This window comes from Caballeronia sp. AZ1_KS37, assembly GCF_023631165.1.
Lineage (GTDB): Bacteria > Pseudomonadota > Gammaproteobacteria > Burkholderiales > Burkholderiaceae > Caballeronia > Caballeronia zhejiangensis.
On record NZ_JALQDP010000016.1, the window covers coordinates 114,639 to 136,284 of the forward strand.

Sequence of the window (21,646 nt, forward strand, 5' to 3'; positions counted from 1 at the left end):
GAGCAATGCCCGAAAGCCCCGCACGAACGACGCAAGACTTATCCGCCGCGCTTCTCGAACGCCGCTTCGACCTGCGCGACGAAGCCGCGACGCTCGCTTTCGGAGAACGCTTCGCGCGCGCCATCGACGCTACGCGTCTGTCCATATCGCACGCTTCGTCTGAACGTTTTCACGGTCTGCAAGTCCAGTTGATCGGTGATCTCGGCGCGGGCAAGACCACGCTCGTGCGCGCGACCTTGCGCGCGCTCGGCCACGTCGGCCGCGTGAAGAGCCCGACTTACACGCTCGTCGAGCCGTATTCGCTCGTCACCAAAAGCGGTCCGCTCGACGTTTATCACTTCGATCTCTATCGCTTCGCCGATCCGGCCGAATGGGCCGATGCCGGCTTTCGCGAATATTTCGATGCGGGCGCGGTGTGCCTCGTCGAATGGCCGCAACAGGCGGGTGGCCTGCTCGGCGTGCCGGATCTCGTGTTTGCGCTGTCTCTGCCGGACGAAGGAACGTCGAACGATGAAGGCCGCGTGCTGACCGCGCGGGCATTTAGCGAAACAGGAAAGTCATGTCTCGAAAGATGTTGATCAAGCCATTTCATTCGATCGAATCGGCTGCCCAAGCGCCGCACAACTGGCGTCGCCGTCAGGTGTTGCGCGCAGGCGCTTCGACGCTCGTGCTCGCGCTCGTCGGACCGAAGCTCGCGCATGCGAGCAGCGTGCTCGGCGTGCGCGTGTGGCCCGCGCGCGACTACACCCGCGTGACGATCGAATCGGACCAGCCGCTTCAGAACGCCAATCAGCTATTGCAGGGGCCGGACCGGCTCGTGGTCGATCTCTCCGGCATCGATCTCGATCAGGCGCTGCGCGATCTCGTCTCGAAGATCACGCCGAACGATCCGCAGATTCAGGCGGTGCGCATCGGGCAATATCAGCCGCATGTCGTGCGCATGGTGTTCGATCTGAAAGGATCGGTGAAGCCGCAGGTGTTCACGCTCGGGCCGATCGGCAGCTACAAATACCGGCTCGTGTTCGATCTGTATCCGGCCGTCGCACCCGATCCGCTGATGGAACTGCTCGCGCAGACCGAGCGCAAGCAGGAAGCGCTCGACCGCGCCAATCCGAATCCGTCCGCGCCGCCGCCCGCGACGCTTTCCGGGCCGGCGACCGCGCAGAAACCGACGACGCCCGATTCCACCGACGAGTTCTTCCAAAAGTACGCGCAGAACGAAACGCCCGCCGAAACGCCGCCGAAACCGGCGGTCAAGCCGCGCGTGCCGGCGCCGCCGCCCGTCATCGCGAAGAAGGACGACGACAACGACGCCTACGCGTTCTCCACGCCCAAGCAAGGCGCCGGCACGACGCGGCTGCTCACCGTCGCGATCGATCCCGGTCACGGCGGCGAAGATCCGGGCGCGATCGGCGGCCAGGGCACCTACGAGAAGCACATCGCGCTCGACATCGCGAAGAAGCTGCGCGCGAAGATCGACGCCCAGCCCAACATGCGCGCGATGATGACCCGCGACGCCGACTTCTTCGTGCCGCTCAACGTGCGCGTGCAAAAGGCGCAGCGCGTCTCCGCCGATCTTTTCGTGTCGATTCACGCCGATGCCTTCACGTCGCCCGAAGCGCGTGGATCGTCGGTGTTCGCGCTGTCGGAGCATGGCGCGTCGAGCGCGGCTGCGCGCTGGATGGCGAACAAGGAAAACTCGTCGGATCAGGTCGGCGGCATCAACGTGAAGTCGCAGGACGCGAGCGTGAACCGCGCGCTCTTCGACATGTCGACGACCGCGCAGATCCGCGATTCGATGCGCTACGGCAGCTTCGTGCTGAACGAAATCGGCGGCATCAACAAGCTGCACAAAGGTTCGGTCGAACAGGCGGGTTTCGCCGTGCTGAAGGCGCCGGACATTCCGTCGATTCTCGTGGAGACCGCGTTCATCAGCAATCCGGACGAGGAAACGCGCCTGAACGACGACGCCTATCGTGACAAGATGGCCAACGCGATCATGAAGGGCATCAAGCGCTATTTCGCGGCGAATCCGCCGCTCGCGAAGAGCCGCATGACGTAAAAATCCGGCCGGGTTTCGTTCAGCGCGCCGGCAGAATGCGCTGAACGAGCCGCGCGCCGAATACGTTCACCACGAGTCCCGCCATCACGAGCGCCGCGCCCGCCACCTGCGCCGAATTCAAACTCTCGCCGAGAAACAGCGCCGCCGACGCCAGCCCTATCACCGGGACGAGCAGCGAGAACGGCGCGACGCTTCCCGCCGGATAGCGCGCGAGCAACTTTCCCCACAAGCTATAGCCGACGATCGTCGCGATGAACGAAAGATAGAGAATCGCGAAGATCGAGATGAGCGGAATCGTCGCGAGACTGGATTCGATGCGCGCCGGGCCTTCGAAGATGAGCGAGAGCGCGAGGAACGGCAGCGGCGGAATCAGGCTGCCCCACACCACGAGCGAGAGCAGATCGACCTTGCCCATACGCTTCGTCACGATATTGCCGAGCGCCCACATCGCGGCGGCGGCGAGCGTGAAGAGAAAGCCGGTGAGGGTCATCGCGTGACCGCCGCGCATGCCGATGAGCGCAAGCCCCGCCGCCGCGATCAGCAGGCCGGCGACGTTCGCCGCGCGGATGCGCTCGCCGAGGAACATCGACGCGAAGATGAGCGTGAAGAATGCTTGCGCCTGCAGCACGAGCGACGCGAGACCGGCGGGCATGCCCACGTACATGCCGTAGAAAAGCAGCGCGAACTGCCCGAGAGAAATGGTGAGGCCGTAGGCAAAGAGCCAGCGCAGCGGTATCTGCGGGCGCTTGACGAAGATCGCGGGCACGGCGGCGAGCGCGAAGCGCAGCGCGCCGAGCAGCATCGGCGGAACACCGTGCAGTCCCAGCTTGATGACGACGAAATTCACGCCCCACGCGAGAATGACCACCGATGCGATCAGCAAATCCTTTGGCGACATCGCCCTCTTCCTTGTGTCATGTGCGTCGTTGGCGAGCCGTAAAGTGTAGCCGAGGGCGCGGCGGCAGGCTTGTCAAATCCTGCGCGGCATGACGATGCACGCAAAAAGCGCCCGCGCCTCGTGAAAGGCGCGAGCGCTTTGGCTGCGGCGATGCGAAGCGGCGCTTACTTCGTCTGGCCGGATTCCGTGCCCGCATCGTTGCCGGTTTCGACGGCCGGCGTCTTCTTGGTCGCCGTCGATTTCGTCGTGTGCTTGTGCGTCTTGTGCTTCTTCGGCGTGGTCGCGGCCGAATTATCGGTGGTGGCGCCGGCGGTGTCGTTGCCCATCGCCGCAGACGAATTGCCCGACGAGGTCTGCGCGAACGCGCCCGTTGCGGCGGTGGCGGTGAAAAGGCCAGCGGTGATGGCGATCAAAAGCTTGTTCTTGCTCATTTCGACTCCCTATCCAAATTGTCACGTTGCGAAAGTTGCGCGAAGCCGCGTGCCTGGAACCCACGCGGCACCAAAAAAACGAAAGTCTCGGCGGCAACGCCTGCGCCGCGCGGCATCGGCCGGTAGAATCGGCTGATCCACGCGCCATTCCGGCGCGCGATCTTCCTTCCGGAACCGGCCATGCCTTCGACGATCCGCGCATTGCTGAAGCCACACCAACATGACGTCGGCGGCCTCATGGTGCGGCGCGTGCTGCCCGCCCTCGCGGCGCGCACCGTCGGACCCTTCATCTTTTTCGACCATATCGGTCCCGCAACGCTCGTGCCCGGAAACGGCCTCGACGTGCGTCCGCATCCGCATATCGGGCTCGCGACGGTCACGTATCTGTTCGACGGCGCGATCATGCATCGCGATAGCGTCGGCTCCGTGCAGAAGATCGTTCCCGGCGACGTCAACTGGATGACCGCGGGCCGCGGCATCGTCCATTCCGAGCGCACGCCCGACGAGGAACGCGCATCCGGCCAGACGATGCACGGCATCCAGACGTGGGTCGCGATGCCCGCCGCGAGCGAGGACATCGAGCCGGCATTCGAGCATCACGCAGCGGCGGCGTTGCCGCAGATCGAGCGCGACGGCGTCACGCTGCGCATCATCGCGGGCACGGCGTTCGGCGCGAAAGCGCCCACGCGCACGTTTTCGCCGACGCTTTATGTCGCCGCGCAGTTCACGCCCGGCAGCGCGATCACGCTCGATACGGAGCACGAGGAGCGCGGCGTGTATCTCGTGAGCGGCGATTTGTCGATCGACGGCGAACCGCTGCCCGAACAGCAGATGGCCGTGCTCGCGCCCGGCGCCGACGGGAAGCTGACGAGCGCGAACGGCGCGGTCACGATGCTGCTCGGCGGCGCGCCGCTCGACGGCCCGCGCTTCATCGAATGGAATTTCGTGTCGAGTTCGCGCGAGAAGATCGACGCGGCCAAGATCGCCTGGAGCGAGCAGCGCATGGGCCACGTGCCCGGCGAGACCGAGTTCATTCCGCTGCCGCCGCAGCGCCGCGAGAATCGCGCGCCCGAAGCCTGACGCGCTTGAGAACCGGCTGTGTCGTCCCCACGTAATCGGGATCGACCGAAAGCATTAGGAGAAAACGCATGGATACGACCCTCGCCACATTCGAGAAAGATGTCATCAACGCGTCGATGCTCGCGCCCGTGCTCGTCGATTTCTGGGCGCCCTGGTGCGGCCCGTGCAAGACGCTCGGCCCGATGCTCGAGAAGCTCGAAGTCGAAGCGGCGGGCGCCTGGAATCTCGTCAAGGTGAACGTCGACGAGAATCAGGAACTCGCCGCGCATTTCCAGGTGCGCAGCATTCCGCACGTCATTGCGTTCGCGGAAGGACGGCCGGTCGATCAGTTCATCGGCGTGCTGCCGGAAGGCCAGTTGCGCGAGTTCATCGACCGTCTCGTGCCCGCCGGCGCCGATGCCGAGCGCCGCGCCGCGCAGAGCGCGTGGGCCGCGGGCGATCGCCAGCTCGCGATCGACACCATCAAGGCCGCGCTCGCGCTCGATCCCGGTTACGAGGACGCGCGTCTCGATCTGATCGAATGGCTGATCGCGGAACGCCGCATCGACGAAGCGAAGGAAGAGGACAAGCTGTTGTCGCCGAAGACGACGCAAGGCATCGACGCGCGCTACAACGCGTTGAAGACCGAGCTCGACGCCGCCGATGCAGCCGCCGATCTGCCGCCCGCCGACGCGCTCATCGACGCCGTGAACGCGAATCCCGACGATCTCGATGCGCGCTTCGCCCTGGCCAATCGGCTGATCGCGGGCCGCGATTACGCTGGCGCGCTCGAACATCTGCTTGCGATCGTCGTGCGCGACCGCGCGTTCATGGACGACGTCGGCCGCAAGACGATGCTGTCGGTGTTCGAACTCGCCGCGAATCAGCCGGATCTCGTTTCGCAGTGGCGGCGCAAGTTAAGCGCGGCGATCAACTGATCGTCGATCGATCGCCGGCTTTGGATGAAAAAATGGCCAGCTATCGAAGCTGGCCATTTTCGTTTCAGGCGGCGCGCTTCGCCAATTCGCGCAAGACATGCGCGGCCGCCGCGAAGCCGAAGCTCGCCGTCACGCACACGCTCGAACCGAAGCCCGCGCAATTCAGCCCGACGGGCCCCGCGTAATTCGCGCCGGTTTCGAGATGTTCGGCGCCTTCGCTGATGTCGCACGCGGGCGCTTCGGGATAGATCAGCGGCTCGTCCGAATACACCGCGCTGACCTTGAATCGCGCCTTCGGTCCGCGCGGAAAACCGTGCAGCTTGCGCAACTGGCCGCGCACTTTCGAGAGCAGCGGATCCTGAATCGTGAGCGCGAGATCGTCGATACGAATGCGCGTCGGATCGAGCTGCCCGCCCGCGCCGCCGACCGTGATGAGCGCCTGCTTGCGCGCCACGCACCACGCGATGAGCGCCGTTTTCGTACGCACGCTGTCGATCGCGTCGATCACATAGTCGAAACCGCCGCCGAGCGTTTCATCGAAATTGCCCGGCTCCACGAAGTCTTCGATCTGCCGCACGTCGCACGCCGGATCGATCAGTTTGATGCGCTCGGCCATCGCCGTGACTTTCGCCTTGCCGTAGTTGCCGTCGAGCGCGTGAATCTGACGATTCGTATTGCTTTCGGCGACGTTATCGAGATCGATCAGCGTAAGCCGGCCGACAGCACTGCGCGCAAGCGCCTCGGCAACCCACGAACCCACGCCGCCGATGCCGATCACCGCGACATGCGCCCGCTCGAACGCGGCGAGCGCGGGCGCGCCGTAGAGGCGCGCGATGCCGCCGAAGCGCCGGTCGCGATCGGCGAGTTCGTGGACGCTGGGCGTCGCAGTGGTTTCGGATGAAGCGTTCATGTCGTGCGGATGGATGAAATCGGATGCATTGAAAGCAAACTAAAAGCTGCCGAAATGCACCGCACGTTGTGCGGCGTCAAGCAACGCTTACAGACGGCTATCGAGTTCGCGAACGTGGTAGTTCGATCATGCAAAATGCGGTCGAATTGCGTATTCTGCCTTATCGAAACCATGAACGTGATAGCCGCGACTGCCGCGCTCCCGGCACGCGGTGCGGGCATGGGTAATCAGGGCAAGATCGTTTCACCTTGGCTATACTGACGCGACTGTAGCGCTTGCATAAAAAATGACGACCCTCGCAGACCTTCGCAAAAACTATTCGCGCGGCGCGCTCGATGTATCCGACGTCGACCCGAATCCGATAAGCCAGTTTCAAACCTGGTTCGCCCAGGCGCTCGATGCGAAGCTGCCCGAACCGAATGCGATGACGCTTGCGACCGTCGATGACCAGGGCCGTCCGTCCGCGCGCATCGTGCTCATCAAGGGCGTCGACGAACGCGGATTTGTTTTTTTTACCAATTACGATAGCCGCAAGGGCCGCGAACTCGCCGCGAATCCGGCCGCGAGCCTGCTGTTCCACTGGATCGAGCTCGAGCGTCAGGTGCGCATCGAGGGCCGCGTCGAAAAGACGAGCGATGAGGAGAGCGATGTGTATTACGCGTCGCGTCCGCTCGGCTCGCGCATCGGCGCGTGGGCATCGGATCAGAGTCAGCCGCTCGAAAGCCGCGAGGCGCTGGAAGCGCGCGAACGCGAGATGATCGCGAAGTACGGCGACGCGCCGCCGCGCCCGCCGCACTGGGGCGGATATCGTCTGGTGCCGGACACCGTCGAATTCTGGCAGGGACGCCCGTCGCGCCTGCACGACCGCATCGTGTACACGCGGGACGGCGCGGGCGGTCCGTGGCAAATCATGAGACTCGCGCCGTAAGTCAATAAAACGCGGGCATTGGCAGCAACCGAGATCGCAACGGCAACGAACATGAAGGCGCGAGCCTTCACCTTGATTTTCTTTAGCGCGGAGAAACAAGCATGTTCTGGGAGAAGAAGCTGACGCAGTGGGTTGAGGAAGTGCGCGCGCGGGCCAATTTGCCCGCGCGTCTCGTGCTGTGGGATGGCCAGCAGCACGATTTCGGCCAGTTCGCCGCGCCTCAGGTGACGTTGCACGTAAAGAGCGCGACCGCGCTGCCCTATCTGCTCGAACCGAGTCTCGACAATCTCGGCGAAGCCTACGTGAAGGGCAAGATCGACATCGAAGGCAAGCTGTCCGACATCATCAACATCGGCTACTCGCTCGCGAAAAGCACGGTGACGAGCGCGAGCAAGCTCGCCCGCGTGCGACGCTACTTCAATCATTCGAAGACGTCGGACAAGAAAGCCATTCAGTACCACTACGATGTGTCGAACGAGTTTTATCAGCTCTGGCTCGACAAGAACATGGTGTATTCCTGCGCCTACTTCGAGAATGGCGACGAAGACATCGACACCGCGCAGTTGAAGAAGATCGACCACATTCTCACGAAGATCCAGTTGCAGCCGGGCCAGCGCCTGCTCGATATCGGCTGCGGCTGGGGCGCGCTCGTGATCCGCGCGGCGCAGAAGTTCGGCGCGAATTGCGTCGGCGTCACGCTTTCGGAGAATCAGTTCAAGCTCGCGACCGAGCGCGTGAAAGCCGCGGGCCTCGCCGACCGGATCGAAATTCGCCTTCAAGACTATCGCGATATTCCGGGGCAGTTCGACCGCATCACGAGCGTCGGGATGTTCGAGCACGTCGGACGCAAGAATCTGCCGGAATACTTCTCGAGGATTCGCGATCTGCTTGTCGATGACGGCGTCGCGATGAACCACGGCATCACGTCTTCCGATGCCGACAGCGGCGAGACATCGCTCGGCGGCGGCGAGTTCATCGACAAGTATGTGTTTCCGGACGGCGAACTACCGCACATCAGCCTCGCGCTAGAATGCATGCAGCGCGGCGGGCTGGAGGCGATCGACGTCGAAAGCCTGCGGCGACATTACGCGCGCACGCTCGACATCTGGGCCGAGCGGTTCGAGGCCAACGCGGAGCAAGCGAAGAAGCTCGTCGACGATGAGCATTTCCGCATCTGGCGCGTGTATCTCGCGGGCTGCGCGTATGCGTTCGAGAACGACGACGTGTCGATCTATCAGGTGATCTGCCGCAAGGCGGGACGCAGCGCGACGACGCTGCCGTGGTCGCGGCGGTATATCTATGAGAAGGCGCTCTGAGACAGGTGCTGATGATTCAAGCAGGCGCAGCGCTTGCCGGTGCCGCGCCTGTTTTTTCGACTATCCGGGCAAGAATTCGCCGTCCATGATCTGCTCGACCGACCAGGGACAGCGTTCCGGAAAATCTTCCAGACCGGTTTCGTTCGAGGCTGCCACGACCGCTTTTTCCCATACGAACGCGAACCACTCCGAATCGCTGAACTTGCCTTTCAAGCTGGGCGCTTCATCGAGCACCAGGGCCACGTCCTTGCGTTGCACTGCGATCGTGCGCCTCCAGCTATTGCGACGCCGCCCTGGCTGATACTGCCATTCGAGCAAATGGGCTAACAACACAGTGAGACGACTCACCAGTTCTCGCTGTTCACTCTTACCCACGTCCTCGATCTCCTCCGCGATATGCTCGATGTCCAGAGCCGAGAGCTGCCCCGAGCGCAGCAATGCCGCTTGCTCTTTCGCCCAGAGCACGACGTCCTGTTCGTAGCGCGTTCCCATCTCATACTCCTGTCTCATCCCGGATTCCCTGCCCGGACACTCGGATATTCTATCCACTACACTGCGACTTCTTTCGCGCATCGTCGCTCAAGTCGCATCGATTTTTCTGAATTTCGGCTTGCCACTCATGAACACTCACAACCGTGTGAACAACGATGCCGAACCTCGAAAGCACGAAGTCACCATCGCGACGGATCAAGCGTTGGATCTTTTCGGCGAGTCCGCGCCAGCTTCTATCGAACCAGCCAAACCGCCGAGACAACCCAAACCGCGCGGCGTCCTTCCCGCGCCCTTGCAACCCGAGCTCGCAGCCCTCGCGAAGCGTCTTCCGGACGCGATCCATCTCGGCACATCGACGTGGTCGTTTCCCGGCTGGCGCGGCATCGTTTATGGCGATGACTACTCGAACACCAAACTCTCCCGCGACGGCCTCACCGCTTATGGCGCGCATCCGCTCCTGAAGAGCGTCTCCATCGACCGGTCGTTTTACGCGCCGCTGTCGCTCGCCGATTACGCGCGTCACGCCTCGCAAGTGCCCGCGCATTTCCGCTTCATCGTGAAAGCGCCCGCATCCGTCACCGATGCCTTCATCCGCGGCGAGCGCGGCACGCCGGGCGCGGAAAATCCCGCGTTCCTGAATGCGCAGATCGCCATCGACGAGTTCGTGACGCCGTGCATCGGCGGTCTCGGCGAAAAAGCGGGCGCGCTCGTGTTCCAGTTCTCGCCGCTGCCCGACGCGATGATCGTCGAGCCGGCGCGCTTCATCGAGCGGCTGTCGGCGTTTCTGCAAACGCTGCCGCCGCTCGAAGGCGACGCGTGCTACGCCGTCGAGATCCGCGACGCCGCGATGCTCACGCCGCGCTTTATCCGCGCATTGCGTGACGCGAACGTGCGGTATTGCATCGGCGTTCATGCGCGCATGCCGGACGTGCGCCGTCAGGCGAAAGCGCTCGCGCTGCTCGATGAAGAAAAAATGGGACCGCTCATCGTGCGCTGGAGTCTGCACAGCGGCTTCAAATACGAGCAGGCGAAAGCGAAGTACGAGCCGTTCGACAAGATCGTCGACGAAGACCTCGACACGCGCCAAGCGCTCGCCGAACTGGCCGCGCGATATGCGATCGCGGGCCAGCCGGTCGTGATCGCGGCGAACAACAAGGCGGAAGGCTCCGCGCCGCTGACCTGCTTCGAACTCGCGCGCGGCATCGCGCAGGAATGCGAACGCGCGCGGATCGACTAGCGGCTAGACGCGCATCACGCCTTCAGGCGATGCACGAACTTCTTGCGAAACTTCGCGACCTTCGGCCCGACGACCGCCGCGCAATATCCCTGATTCGGATGCTGCGCGAAGTAGTTTTGGTGATACGCCTCGGCCGGATAGTAATCGTCGTCGAGCGGCACGACTTGCGTGACGATGGTCTTGTCGTACACGTCCTCGCGACCGAGTTCCTCGATGACTTCGAGCGCCGTCTTGCGCTGTTCGTCCGAATGCGTGAAAACGGCCGAGCGATACTGCGTGCCCACATCGTTGCCTTGTCGGTTGAGCTGCGTCGGATCGTGCGTCGCGAAGAAGATCTCGAGCACTTCGCGATACGTGATGACCGACGGATCGAACACGACCTTCACCACTTCCGCGTGACCGGTGTCGCCGCTGCAAACCTGCTCGTACGACGGATTCACCACCTTGCCGCCCGCATAGCCCGATTCGACCGACTCCACGCCCTGCACCGCGAGAAACACGGCTTCGGTGCACCAGAAACATCCGCCGCCGAGTGTCGCGGTCTCAAGTCCGGGTTGAGTCATAAGGCAAGCTCCTCATCAAGTGCATGCGGCCACGCCGCGGATCATGCATATGGATGCGTCCGTCCGGTTATTCAATCGCCCGGGCGCGATGAATCGAGCTTACTGGGTTTGCGCACGCCGCGCAGAAAGCCCTCGTGCGGCAGAGAACTTGCTGCCGCAGTACGGTCATTCGACGGCCGGCGGCAGCCGATTCCGATAGAATCGACACAAATCTCCAGCTTTTACATGGCTTCTGAAAAGGTTCTTCCGACTGAAGCGCGACGCGCGGCCGGCTCGGTAGCACACGACACACTCGACCGCCCATTTGCCTGCCGATCTGCCGAATGACACGCGCCAAAACCCCGAATTTCGATCCGACCGCGTTTCGCGCCGCGCTCGGCCAGTTTGCGACCGGCGTCACGGTCATCACGACGCGCACCGAATCCGGCCAGTTGATCGGCATCACCGCGAGTTCGTTCAACTCGGTGTCGCTGAATCCGCCGCTCGTGCTGTGGAGTCTCGCGACGAAATCGGCGTCGATGCCGGTGTTCCGCGCCAATAGCCACTACGTGGTGAATGTGCTCGCGGCGTCGCAGATCGACCTGTGCAAGCGCTTCGCGACCGTCAAGGGCGACCGCTTCGCGGGCGTCTCGCACGCCGCCGGCGATACCGGCATGCCGGTGCTCGACGGCGCGCTCGCGTGGTTCGAATGCCACAATCGCAGCCGCTACGACGAAGGCGATCACGTGATCTTCGTCGGCGAAGTGGAGCGATGCGGCGTGCGCGAAGACGCAAGCGACGTCGCGCCGCTCGTCTTCCAGGCGGGCGCTTTTCACACGCTCGGACCGCTCGAATAACTTACGCCGTGTGGCCGCGCCCCGGCTGCTCGATCAGCGCGACCGGCACGCCCGCGTCGTCCTTCATCGTCTGCAACACGATGTTCGAGCGAATGTCGATCACGCCAGGCGCCTTGTAGAGCTTCGAGAGAATGAAGTCGGAGTAGTGTTTGAGGTTATGCGCAAGCACGCGCAGCACGTAATGCGTGTCGCCCGTGACGACGAACGCGCCGACCACTTCGGGCCATTCGCGCACGGCCGCGGCGAACTTCTCGTGCCAATTTTCCTGGTCATTGCGCATCGAAACGTGGACGAACGCCTCCAGTTCGATGCCAAGCCGCTCGCGGTCGAGGCACGCGCGATAGCTCGCGATCACCCCTTCCTCTTCCAGCAGCCGCATTCGGCGCAGACACGCCGACGGCGAGAGCGAGATGCGCTCCGCCAGGTCCAGGTTACTGATCCGTCCATCTTCCTGCAGTACCGCCAGAATTCGGCAATCCGTTGCATCGAGCGTGAATCCGGTCATTTTTGAGTCCCCTAGCCCGTTTCATCGAATTATGTTCTAAGCGCGACAGTTTTGGGTGGTTATTTCGCAAGCACTTTTCGAGATGACACGACTATGATTTGACGCATCTCCACGCTTTCTGCTAGGGCGCGTCATGACGCTTCTGGACATTTCTCCACCGATCAATCCCGCCACGCCCGTCTGGCCGGGCGATACGCCGGTCGGCATCGAGCGCGTGTGGCGCATGGAGGCGGGCTCGCCCGTCAACGTCGCGCGGCTTACGCTTTCGCCGCACACCGGCTCACATGCCGATGCCCCGCTTCACTACGACGAACACGGCGCGCCGATCGGCGAAGTCGCGCTCGACACGTACATCGGTGCGTGCCGCGTCGTGCACTGCATCGGCGCGTCGCCGCTCGTGACGCCCGCGCACGTCGCCGCGCATCTCGCCGACTGTCCGCCGCGCGTTTTGTTGCGCACCTACACGAACGCGCCGCTCGACGCGTGGGACAGCGCGTTCGCCGCCGTCGCGCCCGAAACCATCGACTTGCTGGCAGAAAAAGGCGTGAAACTCATCGGCATCGATACGCCGTCGCTCGATCCGCAAGACTCGAAGACGATGGATGCCCACAAGCGCATCCGCGCGCACGGCATGGCGATTCTCGAAGGCCTCGTGCTCGATGCCGCCGCGCCCGGCGATTTTGAACTGATCGCCCTGCCGCTCAAATTCTCGACGCTCGACGCGAGTCCCGTTCGCGCCGTCCTGCGTCCGCTTTCTTGATGATCTTCAAATTTATGGACTTTTCGATGAAACATCGTGACGAAGCCGCGGCGCTCGACCGCGACGATCCGCTCGGCGCGCTGCGCGACCAGTTCGCGCTCGCCGACGGCGTGATCTATCTCGACGGCAACTCGCTCGGCGTGCCGCCCAAGGCCGCCGCCGCGCGCGCCGCCGATGTGATCGCCGCCGAATGGGGCGAAGGCCTGATCCGCAGCTGGAACACGGCCGGCTGGTTCGCGCTGCCCAAGCGCCTCGGCAACAAGCTGGCGCCGCTGATCGGCGCGGGCGAGGACGAAGTCGTCGTCACCGATACGATTTCGGCGAATCTTTTCAAGGTCCTGTCGGCCGCGCTCAAGCTCGCGAACGAGCGCGATCCGAAGCGGCGCGTGATCGTCTCCGAACGTTCGAACTTTCCGACCGATCTGTACATCGCGCAGGGCTTGATCGAGCAACTGGATCGCGGCTACGAGCTGCGTCTCGTCGATGACCCTTCCGAATTGCCGACGGCCATCGACGAAAACACCGCCATCGCGATGATTACGCACGTCAACTATCGCACCGGCTACATGCACGACATGGCCGCGCTCACGCAGACGATTCATCGCGCGGGCGCGCTCGCGGTCTGGGATCTCGCGCATTCGGCGGGCGCGGTGCCGGTCGATCTGAACGGTGTGGGCGCGGATTACGCCGTTGGCTGCACGTACAAGTATTTGAACGGCGGGCCGGGTTCGCCCGCGTTCGTTTGGGTGCCGAAGCGCCATCAGAACGCGTTTTCGCAACCGCTTTCCGGCTGGTGGGGGCACAAGAAGCCGTTCGAAATGAACCCGGTGTATCGGCCGGACGACGGCATCGGCCGTTTTCTTTGCGGCACGCAGCCGATCGTGTCCATGTCGCTCGTCGAATGCGGGCTCGATGTTTTCCTGCAAACCGACATGCAGGCTCTGCGTCGCAAATCGCTGGCGCTTTCGGACTTGTTTATCAAGCTCGTCGAGGAACGTTGCGGCGACTTTCCGCTGTCGCTCGCGACGCCGCGCGATCACGCGCAACGCGGCTCGCAGGCGAGCTTCGAGCATCCGAACGGCTATGAAGTGATGCAGGCGCTGATCGCGCGCGGCGTGATCGGCGATTATCGCGAACCGCGCATCTTGCGCTTCGGCTTCACGCCGCTCTATACACGTTTCGTCGATGTATGGGACGCCGTCGAAATCCTGCGCGACGTGCTCGCGACCGAAAGCTGGCGCGCGCCCGAGTTCGCCAAGCGCGCATCGGTGACTTGAGAGGAACGTCGACATGAGCACTACACAAGGCTGCCCTTTCGGCCACGGCGCGCAGAACGCGACGCAAGAAAAAGGCTGGCACGACGCCAAGCTCGATTTCTCCGATTCGATGAGCTACGGCGATTACCTCGGCCTCGATTCGATCCTCAACGCGCAGCATCCGCTCTCGCCGGATCACAACGAGATGCTGTTCATCGTGCAGCATCAGACGAGCGAGCTGTGGATGAAGCTCGCGCTATACGAACTGCGCGCGGCGCTCGCGGCGGTGCATCGCGATGAATTGCCGCCCGCGTTCAAAATGCTCGCGCGCGTGTCGCGCATCTTCGAGCAGCTGGTGCAGGCGTGGAACGTCCTCGCGACGATGACGCCCTCCGAATACACCGCGATGCGCCCGTATCTCGGACAGTCGTCGGGCTTTCAGTCGCATCAATATCGGCAGATCGAGTTCATGCTCGGCAACAAGAACGAGCAGATGCTGAAGCCGCACGCGCATCGGCCGGAGATTCTCGCGCAGGTCCGCGAAACGCTCGAAACGCCCTCTTTCTATGACGAAGTGATTCGCCTGCTCGCGCGACGCGGCTTCGCGATTGATCCGGCGCGCCTGAACCGCGACTGGACGCAGCCGACGACGCACGATCCGTCTGTCGAAGCGGCGTGGCTCGCGGTGTATCGCGATCCGTCGCAACACTGGGATTTGTACGAGATGGCCGAGGAACTCGTCGATCTCGAAGACGCGTTCCGGCAATGGCGCTTCCGGCATGTGACGACGGTGGAGCGCATCATCGGTTTCAAGGGCGGCACGGGCGGCACGGCAGGCGCGTCGTATCTGCGCAAGATGCTCGATGTCGTGCTGTTCCCGGAGCTTTGGCACGTCCGAACGGTGCTCTGAGTCGTTACGCGAGACGCGCGGCAAGCGCCTTCAGCTTCGGGCCGATCGTCTCGCGGAAATACGCTTCGCCCATCGATGACGCCGGCCCGCTGCTCGACAGCACGAGCCAGCGTCCGTTGCGCAGATCGCGGACCGGCGCGGCGATGGCGTTCACATCGTCGTGCCACTCGCGAAACGAGTAGCAGCAGCCGTCGCGCGCGAAATCCTCGATCGAGCGGCGGGCCGCTTCGACCTTCTCTTCGCCTTCGTTCCTGCCGAGTTCCTCAAACAGAGCTTCGCGCGCCGCGTCGTCCTGCACGGCGAGATAGGCGCGGCCCATCGAACTCGTGAGCATCGACAGACGCGAGCCGGGCGCGAGGCCGAGCGTCAGCGCCGTCTCGCTGCGGATGGTTTCCAGATAGATCATGTCGAGCCCGTCGCGGCAGCCGAGCGACACCGCCGCGCCGATCTCCCGCGCCAGCGCGCGCATGTGCGGACGCGCGAGTTCGAGCGTGTCCGCGCCCGCGAGCAGCGTGAAGCCAAGCGACAGCACGCCGGTATCGAGCGCGTATTTGCCCGCGGGTTCGTCGAAACGCAGATAGCCGAGCGTCGTCAGCGTGTAGGCGAGACGATTGACCGTCGCCTTCGGCAATCCCGTGCGGTCGACGAAATCGCGATTGCCGAGCAGCGTCTCGCCGGGACGAAACGCGCGCAGCAGGTCGAGCCCGCGAGCGAGCGCGACGACGAACTTGCGCTCGTCGACATCCTCCGACGAGATGAGGCGCCCGGAATTTCGATTGGAATCTGTCGACATCGGGTGATAGACTCGAAGCTGATTTGCAAAACATTGTTCCGCGTAGCGGAACTCACGTCAAGCGCCACGCGCTTCGGCCGATCACGCGAGCCGGTCGGCGCACGGCGCTTCACGATGAAATCAGGAGATTGCACATGGCCGACGCCGCCCGTTTCAACTGGGAAGATCCGCTCTTGCTGGATCAGCAACTGACCGAAGACGAACGCATGGTGCGCGACGCCGCGCGCGCGTACGCGCAGGACAAGCTGCAGCCGCGCGTCATGCAGGCGTTTCGCGAGGAGAAGACCGATCCGGCGATCTTCCGCGAAATGGGCGAACTGGGCCTGCTCGGACCGACGATTCCCGAACAGTACGGCGGCCCGGGCCTGAACTACGTGTGCTACGGGCTGATCGCGCGTGAAGTGGAGCGCGTGGATTCGGGTTATCGCTCGATGATGTCGGTGCAGTCATCGCTCGTGATGGTGCCGATCAACACGTTCGGCAGCGACGCGCAAAAGGAAAAGTATCTGCCGAAGCTCGCGCGCGGCGAGTGGATCGGCTGCTTCGGTCTCACCGAGCCGAACGCGGGTTCCGATCCGGCCAGCATGACGACGCGCGCGAAGAAAGTGCAGAACGGTTTCTCGCTGTCGGGCACGAAGATGTGGATCTCGAACTCGCCGATCGCGGACGTGTTCGTCGTCTGGGCGAAGCTGGAGGAAGACGGGCGCGACGAGATCCGCGGCTTTATCCTCGAGAAAGGCTGGAAGGGTCTATCGGCGCCGGCGATTCACGGCAAGGTCGGCTTGCGCGCGTCGATCACCGGCGAGATCGTGATGGACGAAGTGTTCGTCCCCGAAGAGAACATGCTGCCGAACGTGCGCGGCCTCAAAGGTCCGTTCACTTGCCTCAACTCGGCGCGCTACGGCATTTCCTGGGGCGCGCTCGGCGCGGCCGAAGCGTGCTGGCACACGGCGCGACAGTACACGCTCGATCGCAAGCAATTCGGTCGGCCGCTTGCCGCGAATCAACTGATTCAGAAAAAGCTCGCCGACATGCAGACTGAAATCACGCTCGGACTGCAGGGCGTGCTGCGCCTCGGCCGCATGAAGGACGAAGGCACGGCGGCCGTCGAGATCACGTCGATTATGAAGCGCAATTCGTGCGGCAAGGCGCTCGACATCGCCCGGCTCGCGCGCGACATGCTCGGCGGCAACGGCATCTCCGATGAATTCGGTGTCGCGCGTCATCTCGTGAACCTCGAAGTGGTGAACACGTACGAAGGCACGCACGATATTCACGCGTTGATTCTCGGACGCGCCCAAACCGGAATTCAGGCGTTTTTCTAAACAAGCTTCATTCACAATCGAAAAGGGCTGGCGCATGTTGCGCCAGCCCTTTTTGTTTTCACGCGTGCATTTGCGCATCGGCGTGTGTAACTTTCGATCTACGCCTGAAACTTTTACGGGCCAGATCGTATCAATTCGAAACGATGTCGATGAAATCACGAGGCGTCGGCGGTCGCGCACGGCCCGATGCGACTGGAACGGAAACTGCGACATTCAGCGCGGCAGGGCGCACGTCTCCTCGTCAGCGATCCCATCTTTGGTTACGATTCGCGTAACCTCACCGATTGGAGCCTTTAATGTCAGAAATCAACAAGGAGCGATTCATGTCGGATATCAAATCAGTACTCGCTGACGCCGAAGATCTCTTGAAGCAAGCAGCTACCGCCACCGGCGAACGCGCCTCCGAACTGCGCGAGACCGCACTCACCCGTCTCAAGCAAGCCAAGGAAAAAGCCGCCGACGCGCAAGTCGTCGTGATCGAGCGAGGCAAGAAGGCCGCCCGCGCCACCGACGATTACGTGCACGAGCATCCGTGGGCGTCCATTGGGATCGCGGCTGGCATCGGCATGGTGATCGGACTTCTGATCAACCGGAAGTAAAGCACCCGTCTTTCGATTCAATGGCCCGCAGATTGCTAATCAGCTTTCTGTCGCGGTCCCCGCTGGACTGAACCGCGAGCGCCTCGCCCGGGCGCGCGGTTCGACACTCGCACCGGCCGGCTGCCTCGAGCGCCGACCGGACCCACAAACAGCGGCACCAAACGCGCCTCTCGCATTCAAGCCATGACGACAGAACGGCCAACGCAGCAATCGTCTCCCGGACCGTTGCGACGAATTCTGAGCTCCGCCTTCGCCATCTTCGAGACGCGCCTTGAACTCATCGGCATCGAGCTTCAGGAAGAAAAGGAGCGGCTCATCGGCGTGCTTTTCCTCGGGCTCGCGGCCATGATGCTCGCGATGATGGCGCTCATCTCCCTGACGGTGCTCATCGCCATCTTCTTCTGGGACACGTATCGCTGGCAGGCGCTCGGCGGCATCACCCTTCTGTACGCGCTGATCGCGGTCGGATGCGGCCTGCGTGCGCGCAGCAATCTGCGCGATGCGCCGAACATGTTCGACGACACGCTCGCCGAATTCCGCAAGGACCGCGATACCTTCCGTTGATTCCCGCGCCCAAATCAAGCCATGAGCCAACACGACGACACCTTCAAGCCTCCCAAGCGCGGCAAGATGCAGAAGCTGCGCACGCCGCACATGCGCGCGCTGCGCAAGGAACTGCTGATCGCCCGCGCGGATGTCGAGCGCATGGAGCTGCGGCAAGCCACCTATGATCTGCGCACGTCGGTCACGCATTTCAGCGTGCTGCGCTTCCTGATGCCTGGCAGCGGCGGCTCGCGCCGGTGGGGCAAGCGCGGCCGCGGCGGCTCGGCGGGCGGCATTGGCGGCATGCTCGCTTCGCTGCTCGGCTCGGGCAATGTCGGCTTGCTGTTCAAGCAGTATCCGGTCATCGGATCGCTCGCCTCGCTCGTACTCACCAAGCCGGTGCGGACGAAGCTGTTGCACAGCGCGAAGCCGGTGCTCAAATGGGGCGGTCTCGCGCTCGCCGGATGGGAAGGCTGGCGCATCTACACGCAGATGAAGAACGCCGCGCCCGAAACCTCCAACGACGCCGTCGATCCAACCGTTTTCTGACACCCGCGTCAACTCTTCCCCGCCCAGCATGACGCCGACTGTGCCGCATCGAGCGGCGTGGTCGCGTCAGGCGGGCAATTCCAGCGCAGCCCGGTGGCGTCGATGACGAACACGCCGCAGACATCGTCCTGCATCGCGCCCGCCCCGACCGGCACGGCTTCGATCGCATAACCGCCGTTCGTCGGCGTTTCCGGCAGCACGGCCACGCTGTACACGGCCGCCCCGCTCGATGGCGCGCGATCGAGCCCGGAAGCGAGCGCGATCACCTCGCCGCTTTCCGATTTTTGCGCAAGACGCGCGGTTTCCACGAACTGAACCGCGCGCAGCAAGGCCGACGCGGCGTCGAGCCGATGCGCCTTCACCACGTGCGCCCGATACGCCGGGATCGAGAAAGTCGCGATGATCGCGGCAACGCCCAGCGCGATCATCAGTTCAAGCAGACTGAAGCCCTTTTCGTTCATATCGATCCTCAAAACGGCCTAGCGACGACGCGCCGCCAATATTGGGTGCTCACGCCATCGGCGGTATCGATCCTAAGTTGCAGCCAAGCCTCGGAATCGGCATTCGCGCCGAAGCCCCGCGCGGTAATCAAATACGATGCGTTGGCCCGCGATTCGATCAGGCATTGCGGGGCGCGGCGCGCGTACGGCCACGAAGCGAACGGCGCGATCGCGGCAGCGGACGGTCCGTCGAACGAGGATTTCGCGCGCCATCGCGACGGCTCGTCCTTCGAACTCGGCGTTGGCAACGCGAGGGAAAGCATTCGGCTGCATCGGATCAACGCGCTGTCCGCGGCATGAAACGCGTGGACGCGCTCGCGCGTCGCGACGGTCGCGCGCGCCGCTACGAGCGACGTTTGCAGCCATGCGGCAGCCGTGATCAACATCATCGCGGCGAGGATCAGCACGATCGGCAACGTGCTTGCGCGTGTCAGCGAACGTCGCTTCATTGCGCGCCTCCGGACGGCGACGCCACCGAATTCCGTATCGCAACGCGCCGCCAGAAGACCTGGCGAACGCGGCCGTCCTCGACGGTTACGGGCAAGCCGTTGCAATCCACATAGTCCGTTTTCCGCTTGGCGTGTGCGATGAAACCGCGCACGACGACGCATACGTCCGCAGCATGGACATCGCGCCAGCGTTCGCGCGCGATAGCCGAAGCATCCGATGCCGACGGCGCCCCCGCGAGCCAATACATCACCCGCATTCGCTCGATGCCTTCGACGATCGGCTGCGCCTGTCTGCCGCCGCCTTCGCAGTACAACTCGGGCTCTCCGGTGGAACTGCTCGGCTTCCCGTAGAACCGGTTCGTGACGATGGCGTCGGAGACCGCCTGGCCGAGGCAATCGGTCGGCGCGCCTGCGGTCGACGGCCAGGTCGAGACGGCGTCGGCTGAATAGCGAACCTGCAGGCCGTCCGAATGGCTTGCGAGCGATTCGCACGATGCGGTTGTATCCGCTCCGATCGCGCGGCCTTGCGCGCAACCGAACATCGACGCATCGACCGGCGAATCCACGCTCGATGCGAATGCGGCCATCTGGATCTGCTGGGCGAGCATTTCCAAAGCGCTGGACGCGGCGTCGTGAATGCGCGCGGCATCGGCGGCGCGGTCGAAAGCGGCGCGCTGCCCGCGATAGAGCGACAGCGAAGCGGTCACGATCAGCATGCCGAGCGCGAGCGCAATCGTCATCTCCAGCAGCGTATGGCCGCGCGATGAGAGCAAGCGCGGAGTCATCGCGCAAACGCCACAGCGATGCACGACGTGAGCGGCTTAGCCTGCTGTTCGGGGCACGGCTTCGAGCGGTCTTGCGCGTGCCAGCTCACGGTCGCGATGCGCACGCCATCGGCGCGATCGGATATTGCCACGTCGCCCGCAGGCAGCATCGACGCCGCTCTCCCCTGCCATTGCGACACGATCGCCGCACGGTCCGCATCGCTGCGAATGCCTTCCGCGACGGAATCTGCGATCAGCGCGGCCCGTTCGTGCAGCAACGCCGCGCGCGAGCGCGCTTTGCGTCGCGATGAGTCCGAGCGCGGTCACGGCCATCAGCGTAAGCGCGATCATCACTTCGATCAGCGAATCTCCACGTTGAACGTCTTTCATGCCGATGCTCCGCAGCCGCCTGAGGTCATGCGCGCCCGGCCGCCTGCCGCGAGCCGTATGCATCGACGTGACGACGGATTCGCGGCGGAATCGGCGCCGCGCGGACCGAATTCGAAGCTGCGGAATCCGCCGATCACCTGCCCCGAAGGCGGCGTGAACGAAAGCTCGGTCGATGTCCCGGCGATGGAAACCGATGTCATCGCCGGCTGCATGCGCAAAAGCGTCGAAACACCGTCGCGCTCGACGAACAAGCCCCATCCGCACGACCAGTCGGTGACACCGCTTTCGCAGCTTCGGCCAGATGCGAGGCAATGACGAGACGCATCGATCTTGCAAAGCGTGACGCGTGCACCGCGCCGCACGGCTTCGGCGCGCGCAAGCGACAACGTGGAAAAGAGCGCGCGCGCCCGTGCATCGACTTGATCGCGCGTCTGCCACGCGACGAACGAAGGCGCGGCGAACGTCGCGAGGATCGCCATGACGGCGAGCACCACGCATAGTTCGACGAGTGTGAAACCTTGATTTGATGCGGGAATCGTCTGCATGCCTTATCGATCAAATCGAGCCGAAAAGCTCAATCTAGCGATAAGTCAGGCGCGCCGCCATTAGCCGAATGGCCGAGTGTTCGCACTC

At 63.5% G+C, this 21,646-nt stretch carries 27 protein-coding genes; 15 read left to right on the forward strand and 12 right to left on the reverse strand.

The annotated features are described in order from the left end of the window. Nucleotides 1–5 precede the first annotated feature (5 nt). Complete coding sequence (gene tsaE / locus NCS00_RS11535; RefSeq protein ID WP_175980460.1) at nt 6–578, forward strand: tRNA (adenosine(37)-N6)-threonylcarbamoyltransferase complex ATPase subunit type 1 TsaE; 573 nt, start codon at nt 6–8, stop codon at nt 576–578. Beyond that, nucleotides 560–2,062, forward strand: coding sequence for an N-acetylmuramoyl-L-alanine amidase (locus NCS00_RS11540; protein WP_175980461.1), 1,503 nt, complete (start codon nt 560–562; stop codon nt 2,060–2,062). Before tsaE ends, NCS00_RS11540 begins: the two co-directional genes overlap by 19 nt. Before the next feature lie 19 nt (nt 2,063–2,081). On the opposite strand, the gene NCS00_RS11545 is transcribed toward NCS00_RS11540, so the two are convergent. Both NCS00_RS11545 and NCS00_RS11550 read right to left on the reverse strand, forming a co-directional pair. Then, entirely contained in the window at nt 2,082–2,960 is an 879-nt protein-coding gene (locus NCS00_RS11545; RefSeq protein ID WP_250440153.1) for an EamA family transporter, read from the reverse strand. Nucleotides 2,961–3,124: 164 nt separating this feature from the next. Beyond that, the gene (locus tag NCS00_RS11550; RefSeq protein WP_175980463.1) at nt 3,125–3,391 is read right to left on the reverse strand and encodes a hypothetical protein; all 267 of its coding nucleotides are present in this window, start codon (nt 3,389–3,391) and stop codon (nt 3,125–3,127) included. A gap of 180 nt (nt 3,392–3,571) precedes the next feature. Between NCS00_RS11550 and NCS00_RS11555 the strand changes: the two genes are divergently transcribed. Together NCS00_RS11555 and trxA are read left to right on the forward strand one after the other, a co-directional pair. Continuing rightward, nucleotides 3,572–4,471 carry a pirin family protein gene (locus NCS00_RS11555; protein ID WP_250440155.1) on the forward strand — a complete coding sequence of 300 codons (900 nt, stop codon included), beginning with the start codon at nt 3,572–3,574 and terminating at the stop codon, nt 4,469–4,471. Between the two features lie 68 nt (nt 4,472–4,539). Continuing rightward, on the forward strand, nt 4,540–5,388 hold the full coding sequence (trxA, locus tag NCS00_RS11560) for a thioredoxin (protein WP_175980465.1): 849 nt from the start codon (nt 4,540–4,542) through the stop codon (nt 5,386–5,388). A gap of 64 nt (nt 5,389–5,452) precedes the next feature. Here trxA and NCS00_RS11565 read toward each other — a convergent pair whose 3' ends face one another. Beyond that, entirely contained in the window at nt 5,453–6,298 is an 846-nt protein-coding gene (locus NCS00_RS11565) for a tRNA threonylcarbamoyladenosine dehydratase (protein WP_250440156.1), read from the reverse strand. Nucleotides 6,299–6,584: 286 nt separating this feature from the next. Here NCS00_RS11565 and pdxH point away from each other — a divergent pair, with 286 nt between their 5' ends. Together pdxH and NCS00_RS11575 are read left to right on the forward strand one after the other, a co-directional pair. Beyond that, nucleotides 6,585–7,226, forward strand: coding sequence for a pyridoxamine 5'-phosphate oxidase (gene pdxH / locus NCS00_RS11570; protein ID WP_250440157.1), 642 nt, complete (start codon nt 6,585–6,587; stop codon nt 7,224–7,226). 101 nt (nt 7,227–7,327) lie between these two features. Beyond that, nucleotides 7,328–8,542, forward strand: coding sequence for a class I SAM-dependent methyltransferase (locus NCS00_RS11575; protein ID WP_008342762.1), 1,215 nt, complete (start codon nt 7,328–7,330; stop codon nt 8,540–8,542). Nucleotides 8,543–8,602: 60 nt separating this feature from the next. On the opposite strand, the gene NCS00_RS11580 is transcribed toward NCS00_RS11575, so the two are convergent. Next, the gene (locus NCS00_RS11580) at nt 8,603–9,034 is read right to left on the reverse strand and encodes a DUF29 domain-containing protein (RefSeq protein WP_250440158.1); all 432 of its coding nucleotides are present in this window, start codon (nt 9,032–9,034) and stop codon (nt 8,603–8,605) included. Nucleotides 9,035–9,161: 127 nt separating this feature from the next. Between NCS00_RS11580 and NCS00_RS11585 the strand changes: the two genes are divergently transcribed. Then, nucleotides 9,162–10,271, forward strand: a complete 1,110-nt coding sequence (locus NCS00_RS11585; RefSeq protein ID WP_250440159.1) for a DUF72 domain-containing protein — start codon at nt 9,162–9,164, stop codon at nt 10,269–10,271. Between the two features lie 14 nt (nt 10,272–10,285). Here the strand turns inward: NCS00_RS11585 and msrA are convergent, their stop codons facing one another. Then, complete coding sequence (gene msrA, locus NCS00_RS11590; protein WP_250440160.1) at nt 10,286–10,834, reverse strand: peptide-methionine (S)-S-oxide reductase MsrA; 549 nt, start codon at nt 10,832–10,834, stop codon at nt 10,286–10,288. Between the two features lie 323 nt (nt 10,835–11,157). Here msrA and NCS00_RS11595 point away from each other — a divergent pair, with 323 nt between their 5' ends. Next, nucleotides 11,158–11,670, forward strand: a complete 513-nt coding sequence (locus NCS00_RS11595; protein WP_239295111.1) for a flavin reductase family protein — start codon at nt 11,158–11,160, stop codon at nt 11,668–11,670. Nucleotide 11,671: 1 nt separating this feature from the next. On the opposite strand, the gene NCS00_RS11600 is transcribed toward NCS00_RS11595, so the two are convergent. Continuing rightward, nucleotides 11,672–12,175, reverse strand: a complete 504-nt coding sequence (locus NCS00_RS11600; protein WP_008342772.1) for an Lrp/AsnC family transcriptional regulator — start codon at nt 12,173–12,175, stop codon at nt 11,672–11,674. Nucleotides 12,176–12,308: 133 nt separating this feature from the next. Here NCS00_RS11600 and kynB point away from each other — a divergent pair, with 133 nt between their 5' ends. The 3 genes from kynB to kynA are packed head-to-tail and all read left to right on the forward strand — an operon-like array spanning nt 12,309 to nt 15,101. Continuing rightward, nucleotides 12,309–12,935, forward strand: a complete 627-nt coding sequence (gene kynB / locus NCS00_RS11605) for an arylformamidase (protein ID WP_244807600.1) — start codon at nt 12,309–12,311, stop codon at nt 12,933–12,935. 26 nt (nt 12,936–12,961) lie between these two features. Further along, nucleotides 12,962–14,212, forward strand: a complete 1,251-nt coding sequence (gene kynU / locus NCS00_RS11610; RefSeq protein WP_250440161.1) for a kynureninase — start codon at nt 12,962–12,964, stop codon at nt 14,210–14,212. Between the two features lie 13 nt (nt 14,213–14,225). Beyond that, nucleotides 14,226–15,101 carry a tryptophan 2,3-dioxygenase gene (gene kynA / locus NCS00_RS11615; RefSeq protein WP_250440162.1) on the forward strand — a complete coding sequence of 292 codons (876 nt, stop codon included), beginning with the start codon at nt 14,226–14,228 and terminating at the stop codon, nt 15,099–15,101. A gap of 4 nt (nt 15,102–15,105) precedes the next feature. Here the strand turns inward: kynA and NCS00_RS11620 are convergent, their stop codons facing one another. Next, complete coding sequence (locus tag NCS00_RS11620) at nt 15,106–15,894, reverse strand: IclR family transcriptional regulator (RefSeq protein ID WP_008342778.1); 789 nt, start codon at nt 15,892–15,894, stop codon at nt 15,106–15,108. A gap of 134 nt (nt 15,895–16,028) precedes the next feature. Here NCS00_RS11620 and NCS00_RS11625 point away from each other — a divergent pair, with 134 nt between their 5' ends. The 4 genes from NCS00_RS11625 (at nt 16,029) to NCS00_RS11640 (ending at nt 18,910) form a co-directional block, all read left to right on the forward strand. After that, nucleotides 16,029–17,219: an acyl-CoA dehydrogenase gene (locus tag NCS00_RS11625; protein ID WP_241814132.1), complete on the forward strand. Its 1,191-nt coding sequence runs from the start codon at nt 16,029–16,031 to the stop codon at nt 17,217–17,219. A gap of 296 nt (nt 17,220–17,515) precedes the next feature. After that, entirely contained in the window at nt 17,516–17,818 is a 303-nt protein-coding gene (locus tag NCS00_RS11630) for an ElaB/YgaM/YqjD family protein (protein ID WP_008342781.1), read from the forward strand. Between the two features lie 183 nt (nt 17,819–18,001). Then, nucleotides 18,002–18,382 carry a phage holin family protein gene (locus tag NCS00_RS11635; protein ID WP_034471543.1) on the forward strand — a complete coding sequence of 127 codons (381 nt, stop codon included), beginning with the start codon at nt 18,002–18,004 and terminating at the stop codon, nt 18,380–18,382. Between the two features lie 21 nt (nt 18,383–18,403). Continuing rightward, nucleotides 18,404–18,910 (forward strand): DUF3318 domain-containing protein, encoded by a 507-nt coding sequence (locus tag NCS00_RS11640; protein WP_008342783.1) that lies wholly within the window; start codon nt 18,404–18,406, stop codon nt 18,908–18,910. Nucleotides 18,911–18,918: 8 nt separating this feature from the next. Here NCS00_RS11640 and NCS00_RS11645 read toward each other — a convergent pair whose 3' ends face one another. The 5 genes from NCS00_RS11645 to NCS00_RS11665 all read right to left on the reverse strand — a co-directional run bounded on the left by NCS00_RS11645 (nt 18,919) and on the right by NCS00_RS11665 (nt 21,558). Next, the gene (locus NCS00_RS11645; RefSeq protein WP_250440163.1) at nt 18,919–19,371 is read right to left on the reverse strand and encodes a type IV pilin protein; all 453 of its coding nucleotides are present in this window, start codon (nt 19,369–19,371) and stop codon (nt 18,919–18,921) included. An 8-nt stretch (nt 19,372–19,379) separates the two neighbouring features. After that, nucleotides 19,380–19,859, reverse strand: coding sequence for a pilus assembly PilX family protein (locus NCS00_RS11650; protein ID WP_008342787.1), 480 nt, complete (start codon nt 19,857–19,859; stop codon nt 19,380–19,382). Continuing rightward, complete coding sequence (locus NCS00_RS11655; protein ID WP_250440165.1) at nt 19,856–20,644, reverse strand: PilW family protein; 789 nt, start codon at nt 20,642–20,644, stop codon at nt 19,856–19,858. Before NCS00_RS11655 ends, NCS00_RS11650 begins: the two co-directional genes overlap by 4 nt. Beyond that, nucleotides 20,641–20,901 (reverse strand): hypothetical protein, encoded by a 261-nt coding sequence (locus tag NCS00_RS11660; RefSeq protein ID WP_008342791.1) that lies wholly within the window; start codon nt 20,899–20,901, stop codon nt 20,641–20,643. Before NCS00_RS11660 ends, NCS00_RS11655 begins: the two co-directional genes overlap by 4 nt. Nucleotides 20,902–21,009: 108 nt before the next feature. Continuing rightward, nucleotides 21,010–21,558 carry a GspH/FimT family pseudopilin gene (locus tag NCS00_RS11665; RefSeq protein WP_008342793.1) on the reverse strand — a complete coding sequence of 183 codons (549 nt, stop codon included), beginning with the start codon at nt 21,556–21,558 and terminating at the stop codon, nt 21,010–21,012. Nucleotides 21,559–21,646: the final 88 nt, after the last annotated feature.